Origin of the sequence: Streptomyces sp. NPDC048643 (assembly GCF_040650615.1) — a bacterium.
Lineage (GTDB): Bacteria > Actinomycetota > Actinomycetes > Streptomycetales > Streptomycetaceae > Streptomyces.
In genome coordinates, this window is sequence record NZ_JBEZHO010000005.1 from 65296 (window position 1) to 91226 (window position 25931).

Here is a 25931-nt window from a genome sequence, read left to right on the forward strand (position 1 = left end):
CTTACCTTAGTATGGCCGCGGTCCTCCGGCTCGAGCCGGTTCCGCGCATTCGGAAGGCACGGTCACCTGTGTCCGGTATCGAAGATCGTGTGTCTGGCGTCGACGACGGTGTGGCGGCGGCGTACTGGCGTCGGCGGCTCGACCCGCTTCCCCAAGAGGCCGCGCTGCCCGTCGACTTCCCCTACCCGGCGGGTTCGGGCGGCGAGCGGCGCGTCCTGAGCCGGGCGCTGGACGGCACGGCCGACGAGGCGACCCTGTTGTCCGCCTTCGTGGCCCTGCTGCACCGCTACGGCGGAGCGCACGACATCACCGTCGGGTACGACGGACTTCCGGTCCGGGTCGGGCTCGACGGCGGTATCGATTTCTCCACGCTGGTGGGGCGGGTGGCCGCCGCGATCACGGAAGCGCGCGCCCACCGCGTCGAACTCCGCTCGGTCGTCGCCCAGTTGCACCCGGAACCCACTCGCGGTGGCGGCCTCCTGTTCAACACGGAGTTCCGCACGGACTCCGGCGCGACGGCGGGCCGGCGGGCGACGCCGGCCGAGCGAGCGGGCGCCCCGCTGGACCTGGCACTCGAAAAAGCCGCGGGTGAGCTGAGGCTGACCTACCGTCACGACCTCTTCGAGGACAGCACGGCGCAGCGCCTCGCCGGCCACTTCACGACCCTGCTGGCGGACGCCCTCGCACGGCCGCACACGCCCGTCGGCGAACTCGGCCTGCTCGGCGCCGAGGAGCGCCACCGCGTCCTGGAGGAGTGGAACGACACCGGCCACGACGTCCCGATCCGCACCTGGCCGGAGATGTTCGCCGAACAGGTGCGCCAGCGCCCGGAAGCCGTCGCGCTCGTCTTCGAGGACACCCGGCTGACGTACGCCGAACTCGACGAGCGCGCCAACCGTTTGGCCCACACCCTGATCGCACGGGGCGCGGGACCCGAGCGCGTCGTGGCGCTGGCGGTGCCCCGCTCCGCCGAACTGATCGTCGCCGAGGTCGCGGTGCTCAAGGCGGGCGCCGCCTATCTCCCGGTCGACACCGACTACCCGGCCGACCGCGTCTCGTACATGCTCGCCGACGCCCGTCCCGCCTGCCTGATCACCACCGCGGACGTGACCGCCGACATCCCGCCGTGCGAGGGCATGGACCGGCTCGTACTCGACGAGCCATCCACCGTGCGGGAGTTGGGCGCGAGCCCGGTCCACGACCCCGGGACCGCCGACCGCGGACCCCTGGAAGCCACCGGCGCCGCCTACGTCATCTACACCTCCGGATCCACCGGCCGCCCCAAAGGCGTGGTGCTCTCCCACGCAGGCGTCGCCAAGCTGGTGGCCACCCAGACCGAACGGTTCGGGATCGGACCCCACAGCAGGGTCCTCCAGTTCGCCTCACCGAGCTTCGACGTCGCCTTCTGGGACCTGTGCCTCGGCCTGCTCTCCGGCGGCCGTCTCGTCGTCGTCCCCACCGAACTCCGGGTGCCCGGCGCCCCGCTCGCCGACTACGCCCACGCCCACGGCGTCACCTTCATGATCCTCCCGCCGGCCCTGCTCGCCGCCATGCCCGAGGACGTCGAACTCCCGCCCGCCACCCTGCTCGCGGGCACCGAGCGGGTCTCGCCCGAACTCGTCGGCCGCTACGCGCGGGGCCGGATGATGTTCAACGCGTACGGCCCCACCGAGGCCACCACCAACTCCACCCTCGGCCTCTGCGACCCCGACACCCCCGCCGGCACCATCGTGCCCATCGGTGTCCCCGACCCGGGCACCCGCGCCTACGTCCTGGACGCCCGGCTGAAGCCCGTCCCGGCCGGCGTCGCGGGCGAGCTGTACCTCGGCGGCGCCGGACTGGCCCGCGGCTACCTCGGACGACCCGACCTGACGGCCGAGCGATTCGTCGCCGACCCCTTCGGAGAACCCGGCGGACGGCTCTACCGTACCGGCGACCTGGTGCGCTGGAAGTCCGACGGGCGCCTGGAGTTCCTCGGGCGCGCCGACTCCCAGGTGAAGATCCGCGGCTTCCGCATCGAACCCGGCGAGATCGAGTCCGTGCTCCGCGCCCACCCCGCGGTCGACCAGGCCGCCGTCGTCATCCGCGAGGACCGGCCCGGCGACCGCAGGCTGGCCGCCTACGTCGTGCCCTCCCTGGAGAACGGGACCGGAGGGGACGGCAGCGAGCAGGTCCAGGAGTGGAAGGACCTCCACGAACTGCTCTACTCCGCGGCGGGGTCCGAGGGCGACCGGGAGACCGCCACGGCGGGCGTCGATCCGTCCGCCGCCTTGCGCGAGAACTTCGCGGGCTGGAACAGCATGTACGACGGACTTCCCATCCCCGTCCAGGAGATGCGGGAGTGGCGCGAGGCGACCATCACCCGCATCGGCGAACTGGCCCCCCGCCGCGTCCTGGAGATCGGTGTCGGCAGCGGACTGATCCTCTCCCGCGTGGCACCCGACTGCGTCGAGTACTGGGGCACCGACCTCTCCGAGGAGGCGGTTCGCGCCCTGCGGACCCAGGTGGAGGCGGTGGACGGCCTCGCCGACCGGGTCCGCCTCGACGCCCGCCCCGCCCACGACACCACCGGCCTGCCCCGCGACCACTTCGACACGATCGTCCTCAACTCCGTCGCGCAGTACTTCCCCGGCGCCGACTACCTCGCCGACGTGCTCCGCGCCGCGAGGGAACTCCTCGCGCCGGGCGGCAGCCTCTTCGTCGGCGACGTCCGCAACGCCCGTCTGCTGGGCTGCCTGCGCGCCGCAGTGGAGACCCGACGTGCCACCGACCCCCAGGACCGCAAGGCCCTGCGCACCGCCGTGGAACGGTCCATGGCCTGGGAGGGCGAACTCCTCCTGGACCCCGACTTCTTCGCCGCACTCGACGGCTTCGACGCCGACATCCGCGTCAAGCGCGGCAGCCACCACAACGAACTGACCCGGTACCGCTACGACGTCGTGCTGCGCAAGCCGTCCGACGCCGTAGCGACGGCCGGACCGGACGCGCGTCACGCCGTCGCGCCGCCGCGTGCCGTCGCCTGGGCCGAGCTGCGCGGACTCGACGCCCTCGACGCGCTGATCGCCGACGGCCGGGCACCGCTCCGCGTCACGGACGTGCCCAACGCCCGCCTCACGGAGGACCTGGCCGCCCTGACGGCCCTCGACGACAGCAGCCGCACCCCCGCACCCACCGACGCCCCCGACCCGGAGGCCTTCCACGCCCTCGGCGCCCGGTACGGCCACCGCGTCGCCGTCACCTGGAACGGCGCCTCCACCGACGGCAGCCTCGACGTCCTGATCGCCCCCGACGGGGCCCCGCTCGTCGGACGCTACGAGCCCGCAGGAACCGTCCCGCAGGCCAACCGTCCGGCCCCCTTCCGCGACGTGAACTCCCTCATGAAAGGCCTGCGTTCGTACGTCGCCGGGCAACTCCCCGAGTACATGGTCCCCGCCGCACTCGTCCCCCTCGACCGCCTCCCGGTCACCCCCAGCGGCAAACTCGACGCCGCCGCGCTGCCCGCCCCCGACTACGCCGCCCTCAGCTCGGGCCGCCCTCCGCGCGACGCCCGCGAGGAGTCGCTGTGCGCCGCCTACGCCGACGTCCTGGGCCTGGACGCGGTCACCATCGACGACGACTTCTTCGCCCTCGGCGGCGACAGCATCACCGCCATCCAACTCCTCGTCCGGGCCCGCAGGACGGGACTGCGTCTCAGCTCCCGCGACGTGTTCCGGCACCGCACCGTCGCCGCGCTCGCCGAGGCCGCCGTCGAGCGGACGGACCGTACCGCCGAAGCGGACGACGCGCCGCTGCTCGACCTGACCGGGAGCGAACGGGACGCACTCCAGGGCGAGCACCCCCTCGCCGTCGAGGACACGCTCCCGCTGAGCCCGCTCCAGGAAGGCTTCTACTTCCACTCGGTCGTCGACGGCAACGGCCCCGACACCTACGTCGTGCAGCAGGCCCTCGACCTGACCGGCCCCGTCGACACCGACCTGCTGCGCCGGGCCGCCCAGCGCGTCCTCGACCGCCACGCCCCGCTCCGCTCCTGCTTCCGCCCGCTCCCGGACGGCCGGCCCGTGCAGGTCGTCGCCACCGGAGTGGATCTCCCCTGGCGCGAGGTGGACCTCTCCGCCCAGGACGCGGAGGTCGCCGCCCCGCTCGCCGACGCCGTGGCCGCCGACGAGCGCGCCCGCCGCTTCGACCTCGCCCGACCGCCGCTGATGCGCTGCGCGCTCGTCCGCCTCGCCGGGGGCCGCAGCCGGCTGCTGCTCACCTTTCATCACATCGTTGCTGACGGCTGGTCCCTGCCCGTGCTGCACCGCGAGCTGATGGCCTCCTACGGAGACACCCCGGCCGCCCTGCCCGAGGTCGCGCCCTACGGCTCGTATCTGCGCACGCTGGCCGGAGCCGACGTCGAAGCGGCCCGCGAGGGCTGGCGCACCGCCCTGGCCGGGATCGAGGAACCCACCCGTCTGGTCGCCCCGCCCGCCGACGGCCGTCCCGTCGAACCCGCCCAGGTCCGCGTGGAGCTGTCCGAACAGGTCACCGCCCGGCTGAACGCCCGTGCGCGCGAACTGGGCGTCACGCTCGGCACCGTCGTGCAGGGCGCCTGGGGGCTGCTGCTCGGCCGGCTCACCGCGCGCCAGGACGTCGTGTTCGGCACCACGGTCTCCGGCCGCGACGCCGAGGTCGAGGGCATCGAGTCCATGGTCGGCCTCTTCATCAACACGCTGCCGACCCGGTTCCGCTGGGAGCCCGCCGACACCCTCGCCGCGCTGCTCGGCCGGCTCCAGGACGAGCAGTCCCGGCTCCTCGGCCACCAGCACCTCGGCCTCGCCGAGATCCAGCGGCTCGCCGGGCACGCGGGCGCCGGGGAACTCTTCGACACCCTCGTCGTCTTCGAGAACTACCCCGCGGCCACCGGGCTCGCCGACCCGTCCGGCACCGTCCGCCTCACGGGCCACGACTTCCAGGACACCGTCCACTATCCGCTCGCCCTCATCGTCAAGCCGGGCCGTCGGCTCGACCTGCGGCTCAAGCACCACACCCAGCGCCTCGACACCGAGGCCGTGCGGCGGATCGCGGACCGGCTCACCCGTGTCCTGGGGGCCCTCGCCACCGACCCCGGACAGCCCGTCGCGGCCCTCGACCTGCTGTCGGCGCGGGAGCTGGACGAGGCGCACCCGGCCGGCGCACGCGTCCACGTCCCGGACACCACGCTCGCCGCCGCCTTCGAGGACCAGGTCGCCCGCACCCCCGACGCCGTCGCGGTGGTCTTCGAGGACGAGACCCTCAGCTATCGCGAACTCGATCTCAGGGCAGCGGAGATGGCGAACCGGCTGCGCGCCCGTGGCGCCGCGCCGGGCGATGTCGTCGCGGTCGCCGTGCCGCGCTCCGCCGACCTCATGGTCGCCCTGCTCGGCGTACTCAAGTCGGGCGCCGCCTACCTCCCGGTCGACGTGGACTACCCCGCCGACCGCGTCACGCACATGCTCGCCGACTCCGGGGCCACCACGGTCGTCACCACCACCGGCACGGCACCCCGTCTGCCGGCGGTGTCCGGTCTCACCGAGCTGTTCGTCGACGACCCGGCCGAGGTGCCCCCAGCGGGCCCGCCGGCACCGGCGGGCCCCGACGACCCGGCCTACCTGATTTACACCTCCGGCTCCACCGGCCTGCCCAAGGGCGTCGTGGTCACCCACCGGGCCATCGTCAACCGCCTCGCCTGGATGCAGGGCCAGTACGGTCTGGCCGCCGACGACCGGGTGCTCCAGAAGACCCCGGCCAGCTTCGACGTCAGCGTCTGGGAGTTCTTCTGGGCGCTGTGCGAGGGCGCAGCCGTCGTGCTCGCCCGGCCCGACGGCCACCGCGACCCCGCCTACCTCGCCTCCCTCGTCCGCGAACAGCGCGTCACCGCCCTGCACTTCGTGCCCTCGATGCTGGAGGCATTCCTCCAGTCCGAGGAGATCACCGCCGACCCCGGCTGGGCGGCCTCCCTGCGCCAGGTGTTCAGCAGCGGTGAGGCGCTGCCCGGCGCGGCCGCCGCCCGCTGGCACGACCTCACCGGCGTACCTCTGCACAACCTGTACGGGCCCACCGAGGCCGCGGTCGACGTCACCCACCACCGGTTCGACGGCACGCCCGGCACCACCGTGCCCATCGGCCGCCCGGTCTGGAACACCGGACTCCGGGTGCTCGACAGCTGCCTGCGACCGGTTCCCGAAGGCGTCCCCGGCGAGCTGTACCTGACGGGCGTCCAACTGGCGCGGGGCTACCACGCCCGGCCCGCCTTGACCGCCGAACGCTTCGTCGCCGACCCCTACGGCGGTCCCGGCACGCGCATGTACCGCACCGGCGACCTGGTGCGCCGCCGCGCCGACGGCGTCGTCGAGTACCTGGGGCGCACCGACCGTCAGGTCAAGATCCGCGGCAACCGCGTCGAACTCGACGAGATCGAGGCGGCGTTGACCCGTGAGTCCGCCGTCGCGCAGGCCGCCGTCACCGTCGCCGGGACCGCCCTCGTCGCCTACGTCGTCCCCGTCCGCGGTGCCGCCCCGGACCCTTCCGGTCTGCTGGCCGCGCTCGCCGTCTCGCTGCCCGCGCCCATGGTGCCCGGCGCCTGCGTCGTCCTGGACACCCTGCCGCTGACACCGAGCGGCAAGCTCGACCGGGCCGCACTGCCCGCCCCGCGAACGGTACGGGCGGAGGTGCGCGCCCCGCGGGACGAGCGCGAGCGCGCCCTCACCGACATCTTCGCGGCGGTCCTCAGGCTCGACGCGGTCGGCATCGACGACGACTTCTTCATGCTCGGCGGCGACAGCATCTCCTCCATCGGCGTCTCCAGCCGCGCCCGCCGGGCCGGCCTTGAGCTGAACCCCCGGGACGTGTTCGAACACCGCACGCCCGCCGCGCTCGCCGCGGCGGCCGTCAGCGCCGAGCCGGCCCGAGCGCTGCACTCCGCCTTCGCCCTCACCCCCGAGGAGACCGAGCGCGTCCACCGGCTCAGCCCCGGCCCGGTCGAGGACATCTGGCCGCTCGCCCCGCTCCAGGAAGGTCTCTTCTTCCACTCCACGTACGACGACAGCGCACTGGACGTCTACACCGTCCACGAGTCCTTCGACTTCGCGACCCCGCTCGACGCCGAGCGACTGCGCACCGCCGTCCGCGTGCTGCTGGAGCGCCACCCGAGCCTGCGCGCCGGATTCACCAGCGACGGACTGCGCCAGCCGGTGCAGTTCATCGTCCGCGACCCGGAGATCCCCCTCGAAGAGGTCGACCTCTCCGGGCTGACCGCCGCCGAACAGGACGTCCGGCTGGCCGAGTTGATGGACGCCGAGCGCACCCGGCGCTTCGAGCTCACCCGCCCGCTGCTCTTCCGCATGCTGATCGTCCGGCTCGGCGCCGGCCGCGGCGACCGCCTGGTCGTCGGCCGTCACCTGCTGCTGTGGGACGGCTGGTCGGCCTGGATCTTCCTCGACCAGCTCTTCGCCCTCTACGCGTCCGGGGGCGACGCCGCCGACCTGCCCGCGCCCGGCTCCTACCGCGACTACCTGACCTGGCTGGAGGCGCAGGACACCGAGGTCGCGACCGCCGCCTGGCGCACCGCTCTCGCCGGACTCGACGAGCCCACGCTCCTCGCCGCCGCCGACCAGGGCCTCGAACCGGACGTCCCGGAGCGGCTCGACGCGGTCCTCGCGCCGGAACTCGGCGAGCGGCTGCGGGACGCCGCCCGGCGACACGGCCTGACCCTCAACTCGGTGCTGACCGCCGCCTGGGGCCTGACCCTCGCCTCCGCCACCGGCCGGACCGACGTCGTCTTCGGCACCACCGTCGCCGGCCGCCCGAGCGAGGTGCCGGACATCGAGCACGTCATCGGCATGTTCCTCAACACCGTCCCCGCCCGCATCGCCTACGACCCCGCCGAGCCGGTCCTCGACCTGCTGCGCCGGGTCCAGGACGAGCGCCTCGCGGTGATGCCCTACGAGTACCTGGGGCTGGGCGTCCTCCAGGCGGAGACAGGCCACCGGCGGCTCTTCGACACCCTCTTCGTGCTGCGCAACAGCGATACCGAGGAACGGCTCGCCGAACTGGCCGAGCGGCACGGCGCCACCGCCGTCGCCAACGTCGACGCCACGCACTACCCGGTGAACCTCGTCGTCACCCCCGGGCGGCACATCCAGGTCATGCTGGCCCACCGCCCCGACGTGGTGGACCGCCCGCGGGCCGAGGCACTCCTCGACCGCTTCACGCTCCTGCTCGAACGGCTCGGCGAGGACCTGGACGCCCCCGTCGGCCGCCTCGACCCGCTCCTGCCCGCCGAGCACGCGGCGCTCACCCGGGAACGCGCCGCGAGCCGGGTCCCGGTGCCCGAGGACACCGTCTCCGACCTCCTCACCACCCAGGCCGCCGCGACCCCCGACGCCGTCGCCCTCGTCTTCGGCGACACCACCCTCACGTACGCCGAACTGGACACCCGCATCAACCGGACCGCCCAGCTCCTGGTGGCCCGCGGAGCCGCGCCCGAGCAGGTCGTCGCCCTCGGCCTGCCCCGCTCACTGGACATGGTCGTCGCCCTGTTCGCCGTCCTGCGCACGGGTGCCGCGTATCTGCCGCTCGAACTCGACTACCCGGACGACCGGCTCGCGACCATGCTCGACGACGCCCGGCCCGCCCTGCTGCTGTCCACCGCCGCGGTCTCCGCCCGCCTCACCGGGGCCGCGCCCGACACCGCCCGCGTGCTGCTGGACGACCCCGCAGTGGCGGACGAACTGGTCTCCCTCCCGGCCGACTTCACCCGCCGCGCGTTCAGCCTGGAGCACCCGGCGTACGTCATCTACACCTCCGGTTCCACCGGCCGGCCCAAGGGTGTCGTCACGCCCTACCGCGGACTGACGAACATGCAGCTCAACCACCAGAGGGAGATCTTCGCCCCCGCCATCGCCTCGGCCGGAGGCCGGCGCCTCCGGATCGCCCACACGGTCTCCTTCGCCTTCGACATGTCGTGGGAGGAACTGCTCTGGCTGGTCGAGGGGCACGAGGTGCACATCTGCGACGAGGAGCTGCGGCGCGACGCCGAGGCACTGGTCGCGTACTGCGAGGCGCACCGCGTCGACGTCGTGAACGTGACTCCCACCTACGCCCACCTCCTCATGGAGCAGGGCCTGTTGGAAGGGCACCGGCCGCCGCTCGTGCTGCTCGGCGGCGAAGCGGTCTCGGAGACGGTCTGGAACCGGCTGCGCGACACCGACGGCACGTACGGCTACAACCTGTACGGCCCGACCGAGTACACGATCAACACCCTCGGCGGCGGCACCCTCGACAGCGCCACCCCGACGGTCGGCCGCCCCATCCGCGGCACCCGGGCCCACATCCTCGACGCCTGGCTGCGGCCGGTGCCCGAGGGCGTGCCCGGCGAGCTGTACATCGCCGGGATCGGCCTGGCCCGCGGCTATCTCGACCGGGCGGGACTGACCGCCGAGCGCTTCGTCGCCGACCCGTTCGGAGAACCCGGCGAGCGCATGTACCGCACCGGCGACCTCGTCCGCCGCACCCCGGACGGCAACCTGGACTTCCTCGGCCGCACCGACGACCAGGTCAAGATCCGCGGCTACCGCGTGGAACTCGGCGAGATCGAGACCGCCCTCGCCCAGCACCCCCGCGTCGCCCAGGCCGCCGTCGTCGCGCGCGACGACTCGACCGCCCCCGGCACCCAGCGCCTGATCGGCTACGTCGTGCCCGCCGAACGCTCCGGCGCGGAACAGCGGTCCGTCGCCGCGGCACACGTCGGCGAGTGGCAGGACGTCTACTCCGACGAGTACGAGCGGATCAGCACCGCCCTCTTCACCGAGGACTACGCCGGCTGGGACAGCAGCTACGACGGACAGCCCATCCCCTTCGAGGAGATGAGCGACTGGCGTGAGCAGACCGTCGCCCGCATCCGTGAACTGCGCCCGCGCCGCGTCCTGGAGATCGGCGTCGGCTCCGGCCTGCTGCTGTCCCGGCTGGCACCCGACGCCGAGGCCTACTGGGCCACCGACTTCGCCGCCCCCGTGATCCGCAAGCTCGGCGAGGACCTGCTGCGCGCCCCCGAGCTGGCCGCGAAGGTCGAGCTGCGCTGCCGGCCCGCCCACGACACCGAGGGTCTGCCCGAGGCCTTCTTCGACACCGTCGTCATCAACTCCGTCATCCAGTACTTCCCGGACATCGACTACCTCACCGAGGTCGTCGAAGGCGCCATGCGGCTGCTGACGCCCGGCGGTGCGCTGTTCGTCGGCGACGTCCGCAACCCACGGCTCGCCCGCACCTTCCACACCGCGATCCAGCTCACCCGGGCCGGCGCCGACGCCGACCCCGAGACCGTACGGAAGGCCGCAGAGCGCGGTCTGCGGCTGGAGAAGGAACTCCTGGTCGACCCGGACTACTTCACCACGCTCGGACTCGGCGTCGACCTGCGGACCAAGCGCGGACACCACCACAACGAACTGACCCGCCACCGCTACGACGCCGTCCTCCACCGCGAGGGAGCCGAACCGCTCGACCTCGGGGCGGCCCCTGCCGTCGACTGGTCCTCCGCCGATGTGGGGACACGGTTGCGGGAGGAGAACCCGGAGCGCCTGCGGGTCACCGGTGTGCCGGATGCCCGTACGGCCGGAGAGCTGGCCGCGCAGCGCGCCCTCGATCAGGGTCGCCTCCCCGGCCGCCCGGCCACCGACGGGGGAGTGGATCCCGAGGAACTGCACGCGCTGGGCGCCTCGCTCGGATACCGGGTGCTCACCACCTGGTCACGCGAACTCGGCCACTACGAAGCCGTGTTCGTCCGCGAGACGTCAGACGATCGTGCGGACGCGGACGCGGACGAGCGGGAGACCCGATCCGACGGAGCGGCCCGGCCCGCCCGGGTGACCGCGGGGCTGTACCGGCCCGGCGGCGGTGAACCGCCGTACGCCAACGCCCCGACGGCCGCCCGGGACGCGGACGCCCTCGTCCGGCGGGTGCGCGAGGACCTGAAGACGCGGCTGCCCGACTACATGGTCCCCGCCGCCTTCGTCACCCTCGACCGGCTGCCCATGAACGACAACGGCAAGCTGGACGTGCGCGCGCTGCCCGACGCGGAGCCCGCCGTCGCGCTCGGCACCGGACGCGGCCCGCGCACCCCGCAGGAGGAGGTGCTGTGCCGCCTCTTCGTCGAGGTGCTCGGTCTGCCCGAAGTCGGCGCCGAGGACGCCTTCTTCGACCTGGGCGGCCACTCCCTGCTCGCCACCCGGCTGATCAGCCGGGCCCGCACCGAGCTGGGCGCCGAACTGGCGATCCGCGACCTCTTCGAGGCGCCCACCCCCGCGCTGCTCGCCGCCCGCGCGGACAGCGGCCGTCCCGCCCGCCCGGCCGTCACGCCCGTCGCGGACCGGCCCGACCGCATCCCGCTCTCCTCCGCCCAGCGCCGTCTGTGGCTGGTGGAGCGGATCACCGGCGGCGGGGTCGCCTACAACTTCCCGCTCGTCTTCCGCCTGCGCGGCACCCTCGACATCACCGCGCTGCGCCGGGCGCTGCACGACGTGGTGGCCCGCCACGAGTCGCTCCGCACGGTCTTCGGCGAGCACGACGGCGAGCCCCACCAGCGCGTCCTCGCTGTCGAGGAGGCACGGTTCCCGTTCACCGTGACCGACTGCGCACAGGCCGAACTGCCCGCGCTGATCGAGACGGCCCAGCGGGAACCCTTCGACCTGGCGACCGAACTCCCCCTGCGGGCGACGGTGTTCCGCCTCACGTCGGACACGCCGGGTGCGGGTGCCGCGGACGCCGCGCATCCCGTACCGGGGCCGGCCGGGGACGCGGACGGCACGGCCGGTGGCTCGCACGACGACTGTGTGGTCGCCCTCGTGCTGCACCACATCGTCACCGACGAGTGGTCCGACCGGCCGTTCCTCGCCGACCTCGACGCCGCCTACGCGGCCCGGACCTCCGGCGCCGAGCCCGGCCTCGCGCCGCTGCCCGTGCAGTACGCCGACTACACGCTCTGGCAGGCCGACCTCCTGGCGCAGGTCGGCGAGCGGCAGCTCGACCACTGGACCCGGACCCTGCGTGGCCTGCCCGAGGAACTGACCCTGCCCCTGGACCGGCCACGCCCCGCCGAGCCCACCGGGCGCGGCGCCACCCTGCGCCGGGAACTGCCCGGCGAGGTCGGCGAGGCACTCAGGACACTGGCCGGGACGACCGGCACCAGCATGTTCATGCTGTTCCAGGCCGCCACCGCCGCGCTGCTGCACCGGCTGGGCGCGGGCGACGACATCCCGCTCGGCGCTCCCATCGCGGGCCGCACGGACAGCGCGCTCGACGACCTGGTCGGCTTCTTCGTCAACACGCTCGTCCTGCGCACCGACGTGTCCGGGCCGGACCTGACGTTCCGTCAACTGCTGGCGCGGGTCAAGGAGTCCGACCTCGCGGCCTTCGAGCATCAGGACCTGCCCTTCGACCGGGTCGTGGAGGCCCTCAACCCGCCCCGCGTGGCCGGCCGCAACCCGCTCTTCCAGGTCATGCTGGGCTACCACCACCGTCCCGACGGCGACCCCGACCTGCTCGGCCTGCCCACCGAGTGGTCCGACCTGGACACCGGCACGGCCAAGTTCGACCTCGACTTCACCTTCGTCGACGAGGGCACCGGCGGGCGGGTGACCCTGCTCCTGGAGTACGCCACCGATCTGGTGGACCCGGACAGCGCCGCACTCCTCGCGGAGCGGCTCCTGCTCCTGCTGCGCCGGACCGCCGACGCCCCCGACCTGCCGCTCACATCGTTCGACCTCCTGACGGAGGACGAGAGGTCGGCCGCCACCGGCGCCTGGAACGACACCGCCCACCCGGTGGAGACGCGGGCCGTGCCCGAAATCCTCGCCGCCACGGTCGCGGCACATCCCGACCGGACCGCCCTGGTCACCGCCGCCGGTTCCCTGACCTTCGCCGACCTGTCCGCCCGCGTCGACGCCGTGGCCGCCCTGCTGCGCGCGCACGGCGCCGGCGAGGACGCCGTGGTGGCCCTCGCCCTGCCCCGGCACGCGATGGTGCCCGCGATCCTCGGGGTGCTCCGCACGGGCGCCGCCTATCTGCCCCTCGACCCCGACCACCCGGCCCACCGGCTGGAGTACATGCTCGGCGACGCGGCACCGGTCTGCCTGCTGACCACCGCGGAGCTGACGGACCGGATCCCCGAGCGTGCCGGGCTCGAACGGCTGCTCCTCGACGGCCCGTTGCCGTCCGCTGACGGAGCCCCGGCCACCCCGTACCACCCCCAGTCCGCCGCGTACACGATCTACACCTCGGGCTCCACCGGCGCCCCCAAGGGAGTCGTCGGCACCCACCGGGGGCTGGGCAACCTGTTCGCCTCCCATCTGCGCGACCTGATCGCACCCGCCGTCGAGAACACCGGCCGCGAGGTCCTGCGCGCCGTCCACGCCGCCTCCTTCAGCTTCGACGGCTCCTGGGAACCGCTGCTCTGGCTGCTGGCCGGCCACGAACTGCACGTCGCCGACGAGAGCACCCTGCTCGACCCGGCCGCCCTGCTCGCCCTGCTGGACGACCGCGGCATCGACTTCGTCGACCTCACCCCGACCTATCTGCGCGAACTGCTCCACCACGGGTTCCTCGCCCCCGGCAACCGCCTCCCCGCCGTCCTCGCGGTCGGCGGAGAGGCCACCCCGGCCGCCCTGTGGCAGCGGCTCGACGCCCTGCCCGGCACCGCCGCGCACGACCTGTACGGGCCCACCGAGTGCGCCGTCGACGCGTACGGCCGGCACGGCGGCGGAACCGGCCGCGCCGCCTGGGCCGCGCCGCTCGACAACCTCCGCGCCCACGTCCTCGACGACCGGTTGCGCCCCACCCCCGTGGGTGTGCCCGGCGAGCTGTACCTCGCGGGCGAGGGCCTGGCCCGCGGCTATCTGGGTCGTCCCGCCCTCACCGCCGAACGCTTCGTCGCCGACCCGTACGGCACGCCCGGCACCCGTATGTACCGCACCGGAGACCTCGCCCGGCGCCGCTCCGACGGCACACTGGAGTTCCTCGGCCGCGCCGACGAACAGGTCAAGCTCCGCGGCTTCCGTATCGAACTCGGCGAGATCGAGTCCGCCGTCAGCACCCACCCGTCCGTCGCCGCCGCGGCCGTCGTCGTCCGCGAGGACACCCCCGGCACACCACGGCTCGTCGCGTACGTCGTCCCCGCCGCGTCCGCCACCCCCGACCCGGCGGAGCTGCGCGCCCACCTCGCGGCCGGACTGCCCGAGCACATGCTGCCCGCGGCCTTCGTCCCCCTCGCCGCGCTGCCCCGCACGATCAACGGCAAGCTGGACCGCGCGGCCCTGCCCGCACCCGACCTCGCCGCGACCACCGGCGGCCGGCTGCCGCGCACCCCCCGCGAGGAGGTGCTCTGCGAACAGTTCGCCGCCGTCCTCGACGTGGACCGCGTCGGCATCGACGACGACTTCTTCGCACTCGGCGGCCACTCACTGCTCGCCATGCGCCTGGTCAGCCGCGTCCGCGCAGCCCTGGACGCCGAGCTGTCGCTGCGCACGGTCTTCGACGCGCCGACCGTGGCCCGCCTCGCCGCCCTCCTGGACGAGGCGGGGAACGCCACCCGTCCGGCCCTCACCGCCCACCGGACCCGGCCCGAGCGGCTGCCCCTGTCCTCCGCCCAGCGCCGGCTGTGGCTGCTCCACCAGGTGGACGGAGCCACACCCGCCTACAACATCCCCGCCGCCTGGCGGCTCACCGGAACCCTCGACCGCGCCGCCCTCGAAGCCGCTCTGGACGACGTCGTCGCCCGGCACGCCACCCTGCGCACGGTCTTCCCCGCCGACGCCGACGGCCTGCCCCACCAGCACATCCTCGAACCCGCGCAGGCGCGGGTGACCATCGCCACCGAACCCGCCGACCGCCTCGCCGAAGCCGCCGCCCGGCCCTTCGACCTGGCCACCGAACCGCCCCTGCGCGTCACCCTGTCCGAGACCGGACCGGACGAGCACATCCTGCTGCTCGTACTGCACCACATCGCCACCGACGAGTGGTCCGACCGGCCGCTGCTCGCCGACCTGGGCGCGGCCTACGCGGCCCGGACCGCCGGGCACGCGCCCGACCGGGCGCCGCTCCCGGTCACGTACGCCGACTACACCCTCTGGCAGGAGGAACTCCTCGCGGCCGACGGCGCCGGCCTGCTCGACCACTGGACCCAGCGGCTGCGTGGCCTGCCCGAGGAAATCGTCCTGCCCACCGACCGGCCGCGCCCCCGCGAGTCCGGTCACGCCGGCGGCACCGTCGGCTTCGCCCTCTCCCCGGAACTGGAACGGTCCCTGCGGGACCTGGCCCGCGCGGAAGGCGCCAGCATGTTCATGGTCGTCCAGGCCGCTGTGGCCGCGCTGCTGCACCGGCACGGCGCGGGCGACGACATCCCGCTCGGCGCACCTGTCTCGGGGCGCGCCGACGAGGGACTGGAGGGCCTGGTCGGCTTCTTCGTCAACTCGCTGGTGCTGCGCACCGACCTCTCCGGCGCCCCCGGCTTCACCGAACTCCTGCGCCGGGTACGCGAGACCGACCTCGCGGCCTACGACCACCAGGACCTGCCCTTCGACAAGCTCGTCGAGGCACTCAACCCGGAGCGCTCGCTGGCCCGTCACCCGCTCTTCCAGGTGATGGTCGTCCACCTCGGCGAGCCCGGCAGCACCCCGGACCTGCCCGGCCTGACCGTCCGCCGCGAACCGCTCGGACAGCAGAGCGCCAAGTTCGACCTCAGCTTCGACTTCGTCGAACAGGGCGAGGGCGCGGGCATCCAGGGCTGGATCGAGTACAGCGCGGACCTCTTCGACCACGGCACCGCCGAACAGCTCGGCCGGCGACTGGTCCGGCTGCTGGACCAGGTCGCCGCCGACCCCGGCCGTCCGATCCGGGACCTCGACGTGCTGGACGAACCCGAGCGTGCCCTCGTCGTCGAGCGGTGGAACGACACCGCGCACCAGGTACCGCCGACGACCCTCCCGGAGCTGTTCCGCGCCCAGGCCGCCCGGACACCCGACGCGCCCGCGCTGGTCTTCGGCGAACAGCACTTCACCTACGCCGAGTTGGACGAGCGGGTCGAGCGTTCCGCCCGCGTCCTCGCCGGTCTGGGCGCCGGACCCGAACGCACGGTGGCGGTCGCGTTGCCGCGTTCCGCGGACCTCGTCGTCGCCCTCCTGGCGGTCCACCGCACCGGCGCGGCCTATCTGCCGCTCGACGCGGACCACCCGCCGGAACGCCTCGCCCTCATGCTGGACGACGCCCGCCCGGTGTACGTCGTCGACGGTGCCCTGCCCGACGGGCCCGAGGGCGAACTGCCTTACTCCTACGACCCGTTGCACCCGGCCTATGTCATCTACACCTCCGGCTCCACCGGCCGCCCCAAGGGCGTGGTGGTGCCGCACGAGGGGATCGTCAACCGTCTGCTGTGGATGCAGGAGACGTACACGCTGACCGGCGACGACCGCGTCCTGCAGAAGACCCCCTCCAGCTTCGACGTGTCGGTGTGGGAGTTCTTCTGGCCCCTGATCACCGGGGCGACCCTCGTCGTCGCCCGCCCGGACGGACACAGGGACGCGGCCTACCTCGCCGCACTCATCGAGGAACAGGCCGTCACCACCGCCCACTTCGTCCCGTCGATGCTCCGCGCCTTCCTCGACGAACCCGCGGCCGCCGGCTGCACCGGACTGCGCCGTGTCCTGTGCAGCGGCGAGGCCCTGCCCGCCGACCTGGCCGACCGCTTCCACGCCCTGCTCCCCGCCGAACTGCACAACCTGTACGGCCCGACCGAGGCGTCCGTCGACGTCACCGCCGCACAAGTGGAGCCGGGCGCGGGAACCGTCACGATCGGGCGCCCCGTCTGGAACACGCGCCTGTACGTCCTCGACGACGCGCTGCGCCCCGTACCACCGGGCGTGGCGGGGGAGTTGTACCTGGCCGGCGTCCAGCTCGCCCGCGGATACCTCGACCGTCCGGGCCTGTCCGCCGAACGCTTCGTCGCCGACCCGTACGGCGCACCCGGCACCCGCATGTACCGCACCGGCGACCTCGCCCGGTGGACGGCGGCCGGTGAGGTCGAATACCTCGGACGTACCGACGATCAGGTCAAGATCCGCGGCTTCCGCGTCGAACCCGGCGAGATCGAAGCCGTGCTCGCCCGCCACGACACGGTCGACCACGCCTCCGTCGTCGCCCGTGACCAACGCCTCGTCGCGTACGCCGTCCCGGCTCACGGCCGGACGCTCGACCCGGCGGAGCTGCGCGCCCACGCCGCCGCCGTACTGCCCGAGCACATGGTCCCGGCCGCCGTCGTCCCGCTCGACGCGCTGCCCCTCACGCCGAACGGCAAGCTGGACCGGAAGGCCCTTCCCGCACCCGACTTCGCGGCCGCCACCACCGACACCCGGCCGCGCACCCCGCGCGAAGAGGTCCTGTGCGCACTGGTCGCCGCCGTCCTCGGCCTGGAACGGGTCGGTGTCGAGGACGACTTCTTCGGTCTGGGCGGCGACAGCATCGTGGCCATGCAACTCGTCGCGAGGGCTCGGGCTGCCGGCCTCGCGATCAGCCCCCGCGACGTGTTCCGGCACAAGACGGCCGCCGCGCTGGCCGCCGTCGCCGCCGACCTGGAGGGCGCGGCGCACACCGCCTCCGACGCCGAGCTGTTCACCGCCCTCACCGACGCCGAGCGTGCCGAACTCGCGGCGCTCGGCGCCGCCGAGGTGCTGCCCCTGTCGCCGCTCCAGGCCGGCCTCCTGTTCCACGCGGCCTTCGACTCGGGCGACGACGGACCCGACGTCTACACCGTGCAGGTCTCCCAGGACCTCGAAGGCCCGCTCGACACCGAACGGCTCCGCCGCGCCGGCCAGGCCCTGCTCGACCGGCACGGCAACCTCCGCGCCGGCTTCCGCTACCTCTCCTCGGGCCGCCCCGTCGCCGTCGTGCCCCGCACGGTCGTGCTGCCCTGGCGCCACGTCGACCTCTCAGAACTGGACGAGAACGCTCGCGAGGAACGGTGGACCCGCTGCCTCGCCCAGGAGCGGCGCCGCTTCGACCCCGCGGAGCCGCCGCTCGTGCGCCTGATGCTGGTCAAGGTCGGCCCCGAGGCGCACCGGCTGGTCCTGTCCCACCAGCACCTGCTCCTCGACGGCTGGTCGGTGCCCCGGCTGACCCGCGAACTGTCCGAGCTGTACGCGGGCAGGGAACTCCCCGCCCCGGCGCCGTACCGCGACTACCTCGCCTGGCTCGGCCGCCAGGACGCCGAGACCTCCGCCGCCGCGTGGACCCGGACGCTCGCCGGGCTGGAGGAGCCCACCCATCTCGTCCCCGCCGACCCCAACCGCACGCCGGCGGTGCCCGCGACCCGCACCACCCTGCTGACCCCGGCACTGACCGACGCCCTCAGTGCCCTCGCCCGCGCACGTGGCCTCACCCTCAACACGCTGGCCCAGGGCGCCTGGAGCGTCCTGCTGTCCCGGCTCACCGGACGCACGGACGTCGTCTTCGGCGCCACCGTCTCCGGGCGGCCACCGGAACTCGCCGGAGTGGAGTCGATGATCGGCCTGTTCATCAACACCGTGCCCGTACGGGTCCGGGTCGACGACCGGGAGCCGGCGGCCGCGTTCCTCGACCGCCTCCAGGACGAGCAGTCGCAGCTGATCGCGCATCAGCACGTCGGTCTGTCCGACATCCAACGTCGCTCCGGCCTGGGCGAGTTGTTCGACAGTCTCGTCGTCTTCGAGTCCTACCCCGACGCCGACGGGCCCGGGCTCGGTGCCGACGACGGGCTGCGCGCCGCGATGCGCGACCACCAGGACTCGACGCACTACCCGTTCACCTGGGCCGTCGAGCCCGCGGAGCGGCTCACCCTCACCGCCGAGTACCGGACCGACCTGTTCACCGCGGCGCTGGTCGAGCGGATCTGCGCCGCGATGGTTCGCCTCTTCGAGGCGATGACCGCCGACGTGGACCAGCCCCTCGGGCAGGTCGATCTCCTCACCCCGCAGGACCGTCGCACCGTCCTGGAGACCTGGAACGACACCGCCCTGCCCGTCGCCCCCGGCACGCCGGCGTCCGTCCCCGCCCTCTTCGAGGCGCAGGCCGCCGAGGCACCCGACGCGATCGCCGTCGTCTCGGGACCCGTCACCTGGACCTTCGCCGAACTGAACGAGCACGCCAACCGGCTCGCCCGGGTACTGGCCGAACACGGCGCGGGACCCGAGGAGTTCGTCGCCCTGTCCCTGCCGCGCACCGCGGACTTCCTGCTCGCGATCCTCGCGGTGATGAAGGCGGGCGCGGCCTACCTCCCGGTCGACGCGGACCTGCCCGCCGAACGCGCGCTCGCCATGCTCGACGACGCCCGGCCCCGCCTCGTCCTCACCACCGAGGCACTGGCCGCGCACCTCCCGGACAGCGACGTGCCCCGGCTGGCGCTGGACGCGGCGGACACCGTCGCCCGGACGGCGGCCCAGCCGGCCGGCGACCCGGCGTCAGGACCCGACCCGGACCACCCGGCCTACGTCATCTACACCTCCGGCTCCACCGGCCGTCCCAAGGGAGTCGTCGTCAGCCACCGCAGCGTCGTCAACCTGTTCCACAGCCACCGGCGCACCCTGCACGACCTCGCCAAGGAGACCACCGGCCGGCGCCGGCTCCGCGTCGGCCACGCGTGGTCGTTCTCCTTCGACGCCTCCTGGCAGCCACAGCTGTGGCTGCTCGACGGGCACGCCCTGCACGTCCTCGACGACGAGACCCGGCGCGACCCCGAGCTGACGGCCGCGGCGATCCGCTCCCAGGAGCTGGACTTCATCGAGGTCACGCCCTCCTTCCTCGCCCAGATGGCCGACACCGGCCTGATCAAGGACGGCGCGTGCCCGCTCGCGGTCGTCGGCGTCGGCGGCGAGGCCGTACCCGACGCCCTCTGGAGCGAGCTGGCCGCCCTGCGGTCCACCACGGCGTTCAACCTCTACGGGCCCACCGAGGCCACCGTCGACGCGCTCGCCGCCCGTGTCGGCGAGAGCGACCGACCGCTCGTCGGCCGCCCGGTCGGCAACACCCGCGCCTACGTGCTGGACGCGGGACTGCGTCCCGTACTGCCCGGCGTTCCGGGCGAGTTGTACCTCGCCGGGCAGGGACTGGCCCGCGGCTACCTCGGGCGCCCGGACCTGACCGCCGACCGGTTCGTCGCCGACCCCTTCGGTCCGCCCGGCACCCGGATGTACCGCACCGGCGACCTCGCCCGCTGGAGCGAGGACGGACAGCTCGACTACCTCGGGCGCGCCGACGACCAGGTCAAGATCCGCGGCTTCCGACTCGAACTCGCCGAGATCGAGGCCGTACTGGACCGTCACGAGCGGGTCGGACAGGTCGTCGTCGTCGCACGCGAGGACCGCCCCCGGGTGAAGCAACTGGCCGCCTACGTCGTTCCCGCCGAGGGCGCCCCCGCCCCGGACCCGGCCGGTCTGCGCGCCCACGTGGCCGCCGCGCTGCCGGACTACATGGTCCCGGCCGCGGTGCTGGTCCTCGACGAACTGCCGCTGCTCTCCAACGGCAAACTCGACCGCAAGGCCCTGCCCGCCCCCGAGTTCACCCGCGCGGCCGGTGGCAGGGGGCCGGAGAACGACGTGGAACGCACGCTGTGCGCCCACTTCGCCGACGTCCTCGGACTTCTCACGATCGGCGCCGAGGACGACTTCTTCGCCCTCGGCGGCGACAGCATCGTCGCCATGCAACTGGTCAGCCGGGCGCGCGCCGCCGGGCTGCGGGTCACCCCGCGCCAGGTCTTCCAGCACCGCACGGTCGCCGGACTGGCCGCCGTCGCGGTCGAGCTGGGCCCGGATGCCGGCCGTCCGGCCCACGACGACGGCTCGGGCACCGTACCCCTGACGCCGATCATGCACGCGTTGCGGGAACTGGGCGGCCCGATGGCCGGCTACCACCAGGTGGCGTTCGTCCAGACGCCCGCCGCCCTGGACCTGGCCACGCTCCACGTCGTCCTCCAGGCGGTGACCGACCGGCACGACCTGCTGCGGGCGCGACTGGAGCGGACCACCACCGCCGGCGCCGAGACGTGGTCGCTCCAGGTGCCCGCGCCGGGCGGTGTCGACGCTGCCTCCTGGCTCGTGCGGGCGGATGTCGCGGGCGCCGACGAGACCGCCCTGCGCGCCGCGGTGGGCGAGCACGCCCGCGCCGCCCAGGACCGGCTCGACCCGGACGCCGGGCGGATGGTGCAGGGAGTCTGGTTCGACGCCGGACCCGGCGCCCCCGGCCGGCTGCTCCTGCTCGTCCACCACCTGGTCGTCGACGGTGTGTCCTGGCGCATCCTGCTGCCGGACCTCGCCGCCGCCTGGCAGGACGCCTCCGCGGGCCGCACCCCGGCCCTCGCACCGGTCGACCTGTCGTTCCGCCGCTGGTCGCGGCTGCTCGCCGAACGGGCCGCCGACCCGGCCCGCGAGGACGAACTCCCGCTGTGGACCTCGATCCTGGCCGACGCCCCGCCGCTTCCCACGACCCGCCCGCTCGACCCTCGTCTCGACGTCACCGCCACCGCACGGAACCTGTCCCTCACCCTTCCCGCCGACGTCACGGCGCCGTTGCTCAGCCGGGTGCCGAGCGTCCTCGGCGCGACCGTCAACGACGTCCTGCTGACCGCCCTGGCGGTGGCCGTCACCGACTGGCGCACCCGGCGCGGCGAGGACGGCGACGGCACCGGCGGGGTGCTCGTGGACCTGGAGGGCCACGGCCGCGAGGAGGAACTCGCGGGCAACGCCGACCTGTCCCGCACCGTCGGCTGGTTCACCAGCGTCGTGCCCGTACGGCTCGACCCGGGGCCCGTCGACCTGGCCGACGCCCTCGCGGGCGGACCCGCGCTCGACACGGCACTGGCACGCGTGCGGAACCACCTCGCCGCTCTGCCCGCCGCCGGCGTCGGCCACGGCCTGCTGCGCCACCTCAACCCGGCCACCGGCCCCGCGCTCGCCCGACTCGGCTCGCCACAGGTCGAGTTCAACTACATGGGCCGGTTCGGTGTGCCCGAGGCCACGGACTGGTCGTACGCCCCCGAGGACGACGCCGCCGACCTGGACGGCGATCCGGACATGCCGCTGTCCCACGCCCTGACCGTCAACGCCCTGACCGAGGACCTTCCCACCGGTCCCGAACTCTCCGCCCACTGGACCTTCGCCCCCGGCGTCCTGCCCGAGGAGTCGGTCCAGGACCTTGCGGAGACCTGGTTCCGCGCACTGCGGGCCCTGGTGACCCGCGCCGGCGCACCGGGCGCCGGGCAGCGGCCCGGCGACACCGTGGAGGCGCCCTGACCGACCGTGCCCCCGCCACCTCGACCCTCAAGCCCAGCCATCTCTGTTGCCGACACGACCTGCCGACCGGACAGGACCGACCCGAGAGACCGTGAGGAAGACCTGATGACCAACCCGTTCGAGAACCCCGAGGGCCTGTACCGCGTGCTCGTCAACGACGAGGGCCAGTACAGCCTGTGGCCCGACTTCGTCGACGTGCCCGCCGGCTGGACCGTCGTGCACGGCCCCGGCCCGCGCCGTCAGTGCCTGGACCACATCGAGAGCAACTGGACGGACATGCGCCCCAAGAGCCTCGTGGAGAGCATGCGGCGGACGGGCTGACCCGGCGATGCTCTGTACGCGACTGACGAACGCGCGGTTCGTCACCATGGACCCCGACCGTCCCGTCGCCCACGACCTCGGCATCTGGCGGGGCCGGATCGTGGGCCTGGACGAGGAGGTGACCTCGCTGCCCGCACGCCGGGTGGTCGACCTCCAAGGGGCCACCGTGCTGCCCGGGTTCGTCGACAGCCATGTCCATCTGGCCTGGACCGGTCTCAAGTCGGGCACGCCGAGCATCGCCTCCTGCACCACCGTGGAGGAGGTGCTCACCGTCGTCGCCGGGGTCGCCGCGCAGGTTCCCGACGACGGCTGGGTGCATCTCGCGGGGTACGACCAGCGGGTCCTGGGACGCCATCTGAGCGCCGTGGAACTCGACAAGGCCGGCGCCGGGCGCAAGGTGTTCCTGACGCACGACTCGGGCCACGGATGCGTGGTCAGTACCGCCGTGCTCGACCTGCTCCCCGCCCACATCGCGCACGAGGACGGCTTCCTCGCCGAGGGGGCGATGGGCGCGGCCCGGGCCCTGCGGCTGCCCCACTCCCAGGAGGAACTGGCCGGCGCGATAGCCCACGCCGCCCGGGAGTGTCTCGCGGAGGGGGTGACAGCTGTCGCGGAGGCAGGCATCGGCGGCGCGCTCTTCGGACACAGTCCGGTCGAGCTCGGCGCCTACCAACTCGCCCGCGAGAAGGGTGCCTTGCCGCTGCGGGTGCAGCTGATGGTGGCCGCCGACCGGCTGCACGAGGTCGCCGCTCACGCCTTTGACGGCATCCCGCGCGCCCTCGACCTCGGCCTGCGCACCGGGTTCGGCGACGCGTGGCTGTCCGTGGGAGCGCTCAAGATCTACACCGACGGCGGCATGATGGCGCGCACCGCCGCCCTGAGCGCCCCCTACGAAGGCCTCGACCACGCGGGCCAGTTGCAGGAGGATCCCGAGGTGCTCGCCGCGACCATCGTCGACGGACACCTCGCGGGGTGGCAGCTCGCCGTCCACGCCATCGGCGACCGGGCGGCCGATGTCGCCCTGGACGCCCTGGAACGCGCCCAGCGCCTGCGGCCGCGTCCGGACGCACGGCACCGCATCGAGCACGCGGGCCTGATCCGGCCCGACCAACTGGAGCGGTTCGCCCGGCTCGGGGTCATCGCCGTGGTCCAGCCGAACTTCCTGCGCTCCTTCGGCGACGACTACGCCGCGATCATGGGGGCGGGCCGGGCCCCCTGGCTCTACCGGGGGAGAGGCTTCCTGCGGCACGGGATCACGCTGGTGGGCAGCTCGGACCGGCCCGTCACCGACGGATCACCGCTACGGGCCGTGCAGTTCATGGTCGAGCGGGTCTCCGGGTCGGGCCGGGCGATCGGCCCGGACGAGGGCGTCACGGTGGACGAGGCGCTGCGCGCGTACACCGTCGCCGGGGCCTTCGCCTGTCGCTGGGAGGACAGTCTGGGCAGTCTGACGCCGGGGAAGTGGGCCGACCTGGCCGTGCTCGCGGACGATCCGCGGTCGGTGGAGGTCTCGCGCATCGGCGACATCGAGGTGGTCGCGACGTACGTCGCCGGCCAGGACACCGCGGAGGCGACGGCATGAGCGTACGAACCCACGGCACCGATCCCCAGGCGGAGTTGGGCGCGTCACCGGACCCGCTGAGGTGGGTGATCTGGCACACCGCGACGGAGACGCTGGTCTTCGACCGGGACGTCAACGGCCCGCTCGGCATCGACGATGAGGCGGTCCTGTGTGAGGTCCTCCGCAGGATGCGCGCTGCGGGCGTACCGGAGAGCGACGACTATCCGGGCCGCCCCTGCTCCTGAACCGGGGGCACCCCTCAGACCCTGTGACGTCCTGCCGTGCGGCTGCTCGCGGAGCATCCGGTCGGTGGTGCACACGACGCCGGTGCGCGCCACCCAGCCCGGCACCATGACGTGGTCCGCCGCGCCGAGGTCGGCGCCCGCGTCGACCGGGGCACCGCGGGAGAGGACCGTCACCGCGACCAGCTCCCGCTGTGGCTCAGACGAGAACTCGCCGCCGTCGTGACGGACTTCACCCGGCCCGTGCGGGAGGGCGACGAGGAGTGAGGGCCGGGTCCCACCGGCGTCGGCGCCGACCGGGGCGCCGACGCGGCGGCTATCCGATGAACGGGTCGCCGTCGACCTGAAGGAGGCGATAACCGTGCCCGGGCGAGGATCCGCTCCGGCGCGCGGACTTCGGTGCCCGGGCGCGGCGGGCCGCGAGAATGAGCGCGTTCACCTCCGGACGGCGTATGCGCGCCTCGTCCGGACGGCGGCGTGACACACCGACGCGTGCGGCCGCGGCGCCGAGCGCGGCACCCGCACGGATGACGGTGAGCAGCGTGCGCAGTTCGAGCGGGGTCAGCGGGAGCGGCTTCTCCTCGCCGTGCCCGTTCGACCGGCTCAGGGCGGTCGCCGCGGTCATGGCGTCCGCGAACGAGGGTTCCAGGGCCTGCCAGTTGAGCAGCAGGCGTTCGGGAATGCCGGCGGCCGCGGCGCATCCGGCGGCGTCGATCCCCAGGGCGGCAGCCCGCACGGCCTCCGCCATGCGGTTCAGGGTCTCCTCGCGGAGGTTCGGCTCACGCCCGAGTGCGACGAGGAGGTCCTGGTCGAGCCGGGCCTGCGCGTCGAGGTGTGCCAGGACGTCGTCGGCCCAGGCCGCCAACCGGGTATCGGTGTCGGTCGCTTCATCCACCCAGGCAATATGAGGTTAGCCTCACCTAAGTATATAGATCGAGGTGTCGTCCAGGCGTCGATCGACACGGCTCGCGCCTTCTGACAATGTGAACCGATGCGGATTGCCAGGCAGGCGGCCAGAGTTGTGGTGCTGGATCCCGCCGGTGCTGTGTTCATGTTCCGGTACGACAACGTGGAGGTCGGCGTCCACTGGGCGCTGCCCGGAGGCGGACTGGACCCCGGCGAGACCCCGCTCCAGGCGGCGCGGCGCGAGCTGCGCGAGGAGACCGGCTGGGACGACATCCCCCTCGACGGCACGCTGTTGTGCCTGTGGGAGCACGACTTCACCAGGATCGGTGTCCCCGTGCGGCAGCACGAACACATCTTCCTCAGCCGCGGCCCCCGCCGGGACCTGTCCGGCGAACTCGGCGGGGCGCACGCCGCCGACGGGATCCTCCGGGGGAGATGGTGGTCGCCGGACGAGCTGTCGACGGCCACCGAGGCGTTGTGGCCGCCGCAACTCCCGGACCTGCTGGCGGCCGTACGACGCGACGGCCCGCCCACGACACCCGTCGACCTGGGCTTCGTGCCCCAGGATCCCGGCTGACG

7 protein-coding genes are annotated in these 25931 nt (G+C 73.8%); 6 read left to right on the top strand and 1 reads right to left on the bottom strand.

The window, feature by feature from the left end; genetic code table 11:
* The first annotated feature begins 89 nt into the window (after nucleotides 1-89).
* The 5 genes from AB0C62_RS06985 to AB0C62_RS07005 all read left to right on the top strand — a co-directional run bounded on the left by AB0C62_RS06985 (nucleotide 90) and on the right by AB0C62_RS07005 (nucleotide 24713).
* A complete protein-coding gene (locus tag AB0C62_RS06985) occupies nucleotides 90-22322 on the top strand; it encodes a non-ribosomal peptide synthase/polyketide synthase (RefSeq protein ID WP_362970304.1) in 22233 nt (7410 codons plus the stop codon).
* Nucleotides 22323-22427: 105 nt separating this feature from the next.
* Nucleotides 22428-22643, top strand: a complete 216-nt coding sequence (locus tag AB0C62_RS06990; RefSeq protein WP_355876299.1) for an MbtH family protein — start codon at nucleotides 22428-22430, stop codon at nucleotides 22641-22643.
* A 7-nt stretch (nucleotides 22644-22650) separates the two neighbouring features.
* Complete coding sequence (locus AB0C62_RS06995; protein WP_362970306.1) at nucleotides 22651-24225, top strand: amidohydrolase; 1575 nt, start codon at nucleotides 22651-22653, stop codon at nucleotides 24223-24225.
* Nucleotides 24222-24449, top strand: coding sequence for a hypothetical protein (locus tag AB0C62_RS07000; protein ID WP_362970308.1), 228 nt, complete (start codon nucleotides 24222-24224; stop codon nucleotides 24447-24449). The genes AB0C62_RS06995 and AB0C62_RS07000 overlap by 4 nt, the downstream gene beginning before the upstream one ends.
* 36 nt (nucleotides 24450-24485) lie before the next feature.
* Nucleotides 24486-24713 carry a hypothetical protein gene (locus tag AB0C62_RS07005; RefSeq protein WP_362970310.1) on the top strand — a complete coding sequence of 76 codons (228 nt, stop codon included), beginning with the start codon at nucleotides 24486-24488 and terminating at the stop codon, nucleotides 24711-24713.
* 49 nt (nucleotides 24714-24762) lie between these two features.
* Here the strand turns inward: AB0C62_RS07005 and AB0C62_RS07010 are convergent, their stop codons facing one another.
* Nucleotides 24763-25341, bottom strand: a complete 579-nt coding sequence (locus tag AB0C62_RS07010) for a hypothetical protein (protein ID WP_362970312.1) — start codon at nucleotides 25339-25341, stop codon at nucleotides 24763-24765.
* Between the two features lie 96 nt (nucleotides 25342-25437).
* Here AB0C62_RS07010 and AB0C62_RS07015 point away from each other — a divergent pair, with 96 nt between their 5' ends.
* Nucleotides 25438-25929, top strand: coding sequence for an NUDIX domain-containing protein (locus tag AB0C62_RS07015; protein ID WP_362970314.1), 492 nt, complete (start codon nucleotides 25438-25440; stop codon nucleotides 25927-25929).
* The last annotated feature ends 2 nt before the right edge of the window (nucleotides 25930-25931 follow it).

Bases quoted from the DNA above. Each gene is read 5' to 3' on its own strand.
- AB0C62_RS06990 (WP_355876299.1), top strand. From the start codon at position 22,428: ATGACCAACCCGTTCGAGAACCCCGAGGGCCTGTACCGCGTGCTCGTC.
- AB0C62_RS06995 (WP_362970306.1), top strand. From the start codon at position 22,651: ATGCTCTGTACGCGACTGACGAACGCGCGGTTCGTCACCATGGACCCC.
- AB0C62_RS07000 (WP_362970308.1), top strand. From the start codon at position 24,222: ATGAGCGTACGAACCCACGGCACCGATCCCCAGGCGGAGTTGGGCGCG.
- AB0C62_RS07015 (WP_362970314.1), top strand. From the start codon at position 25,438: ATGCGGATTGCCAGGCAGGCGGCCAGAGTTGTGGTGCTGGATCCCGCC.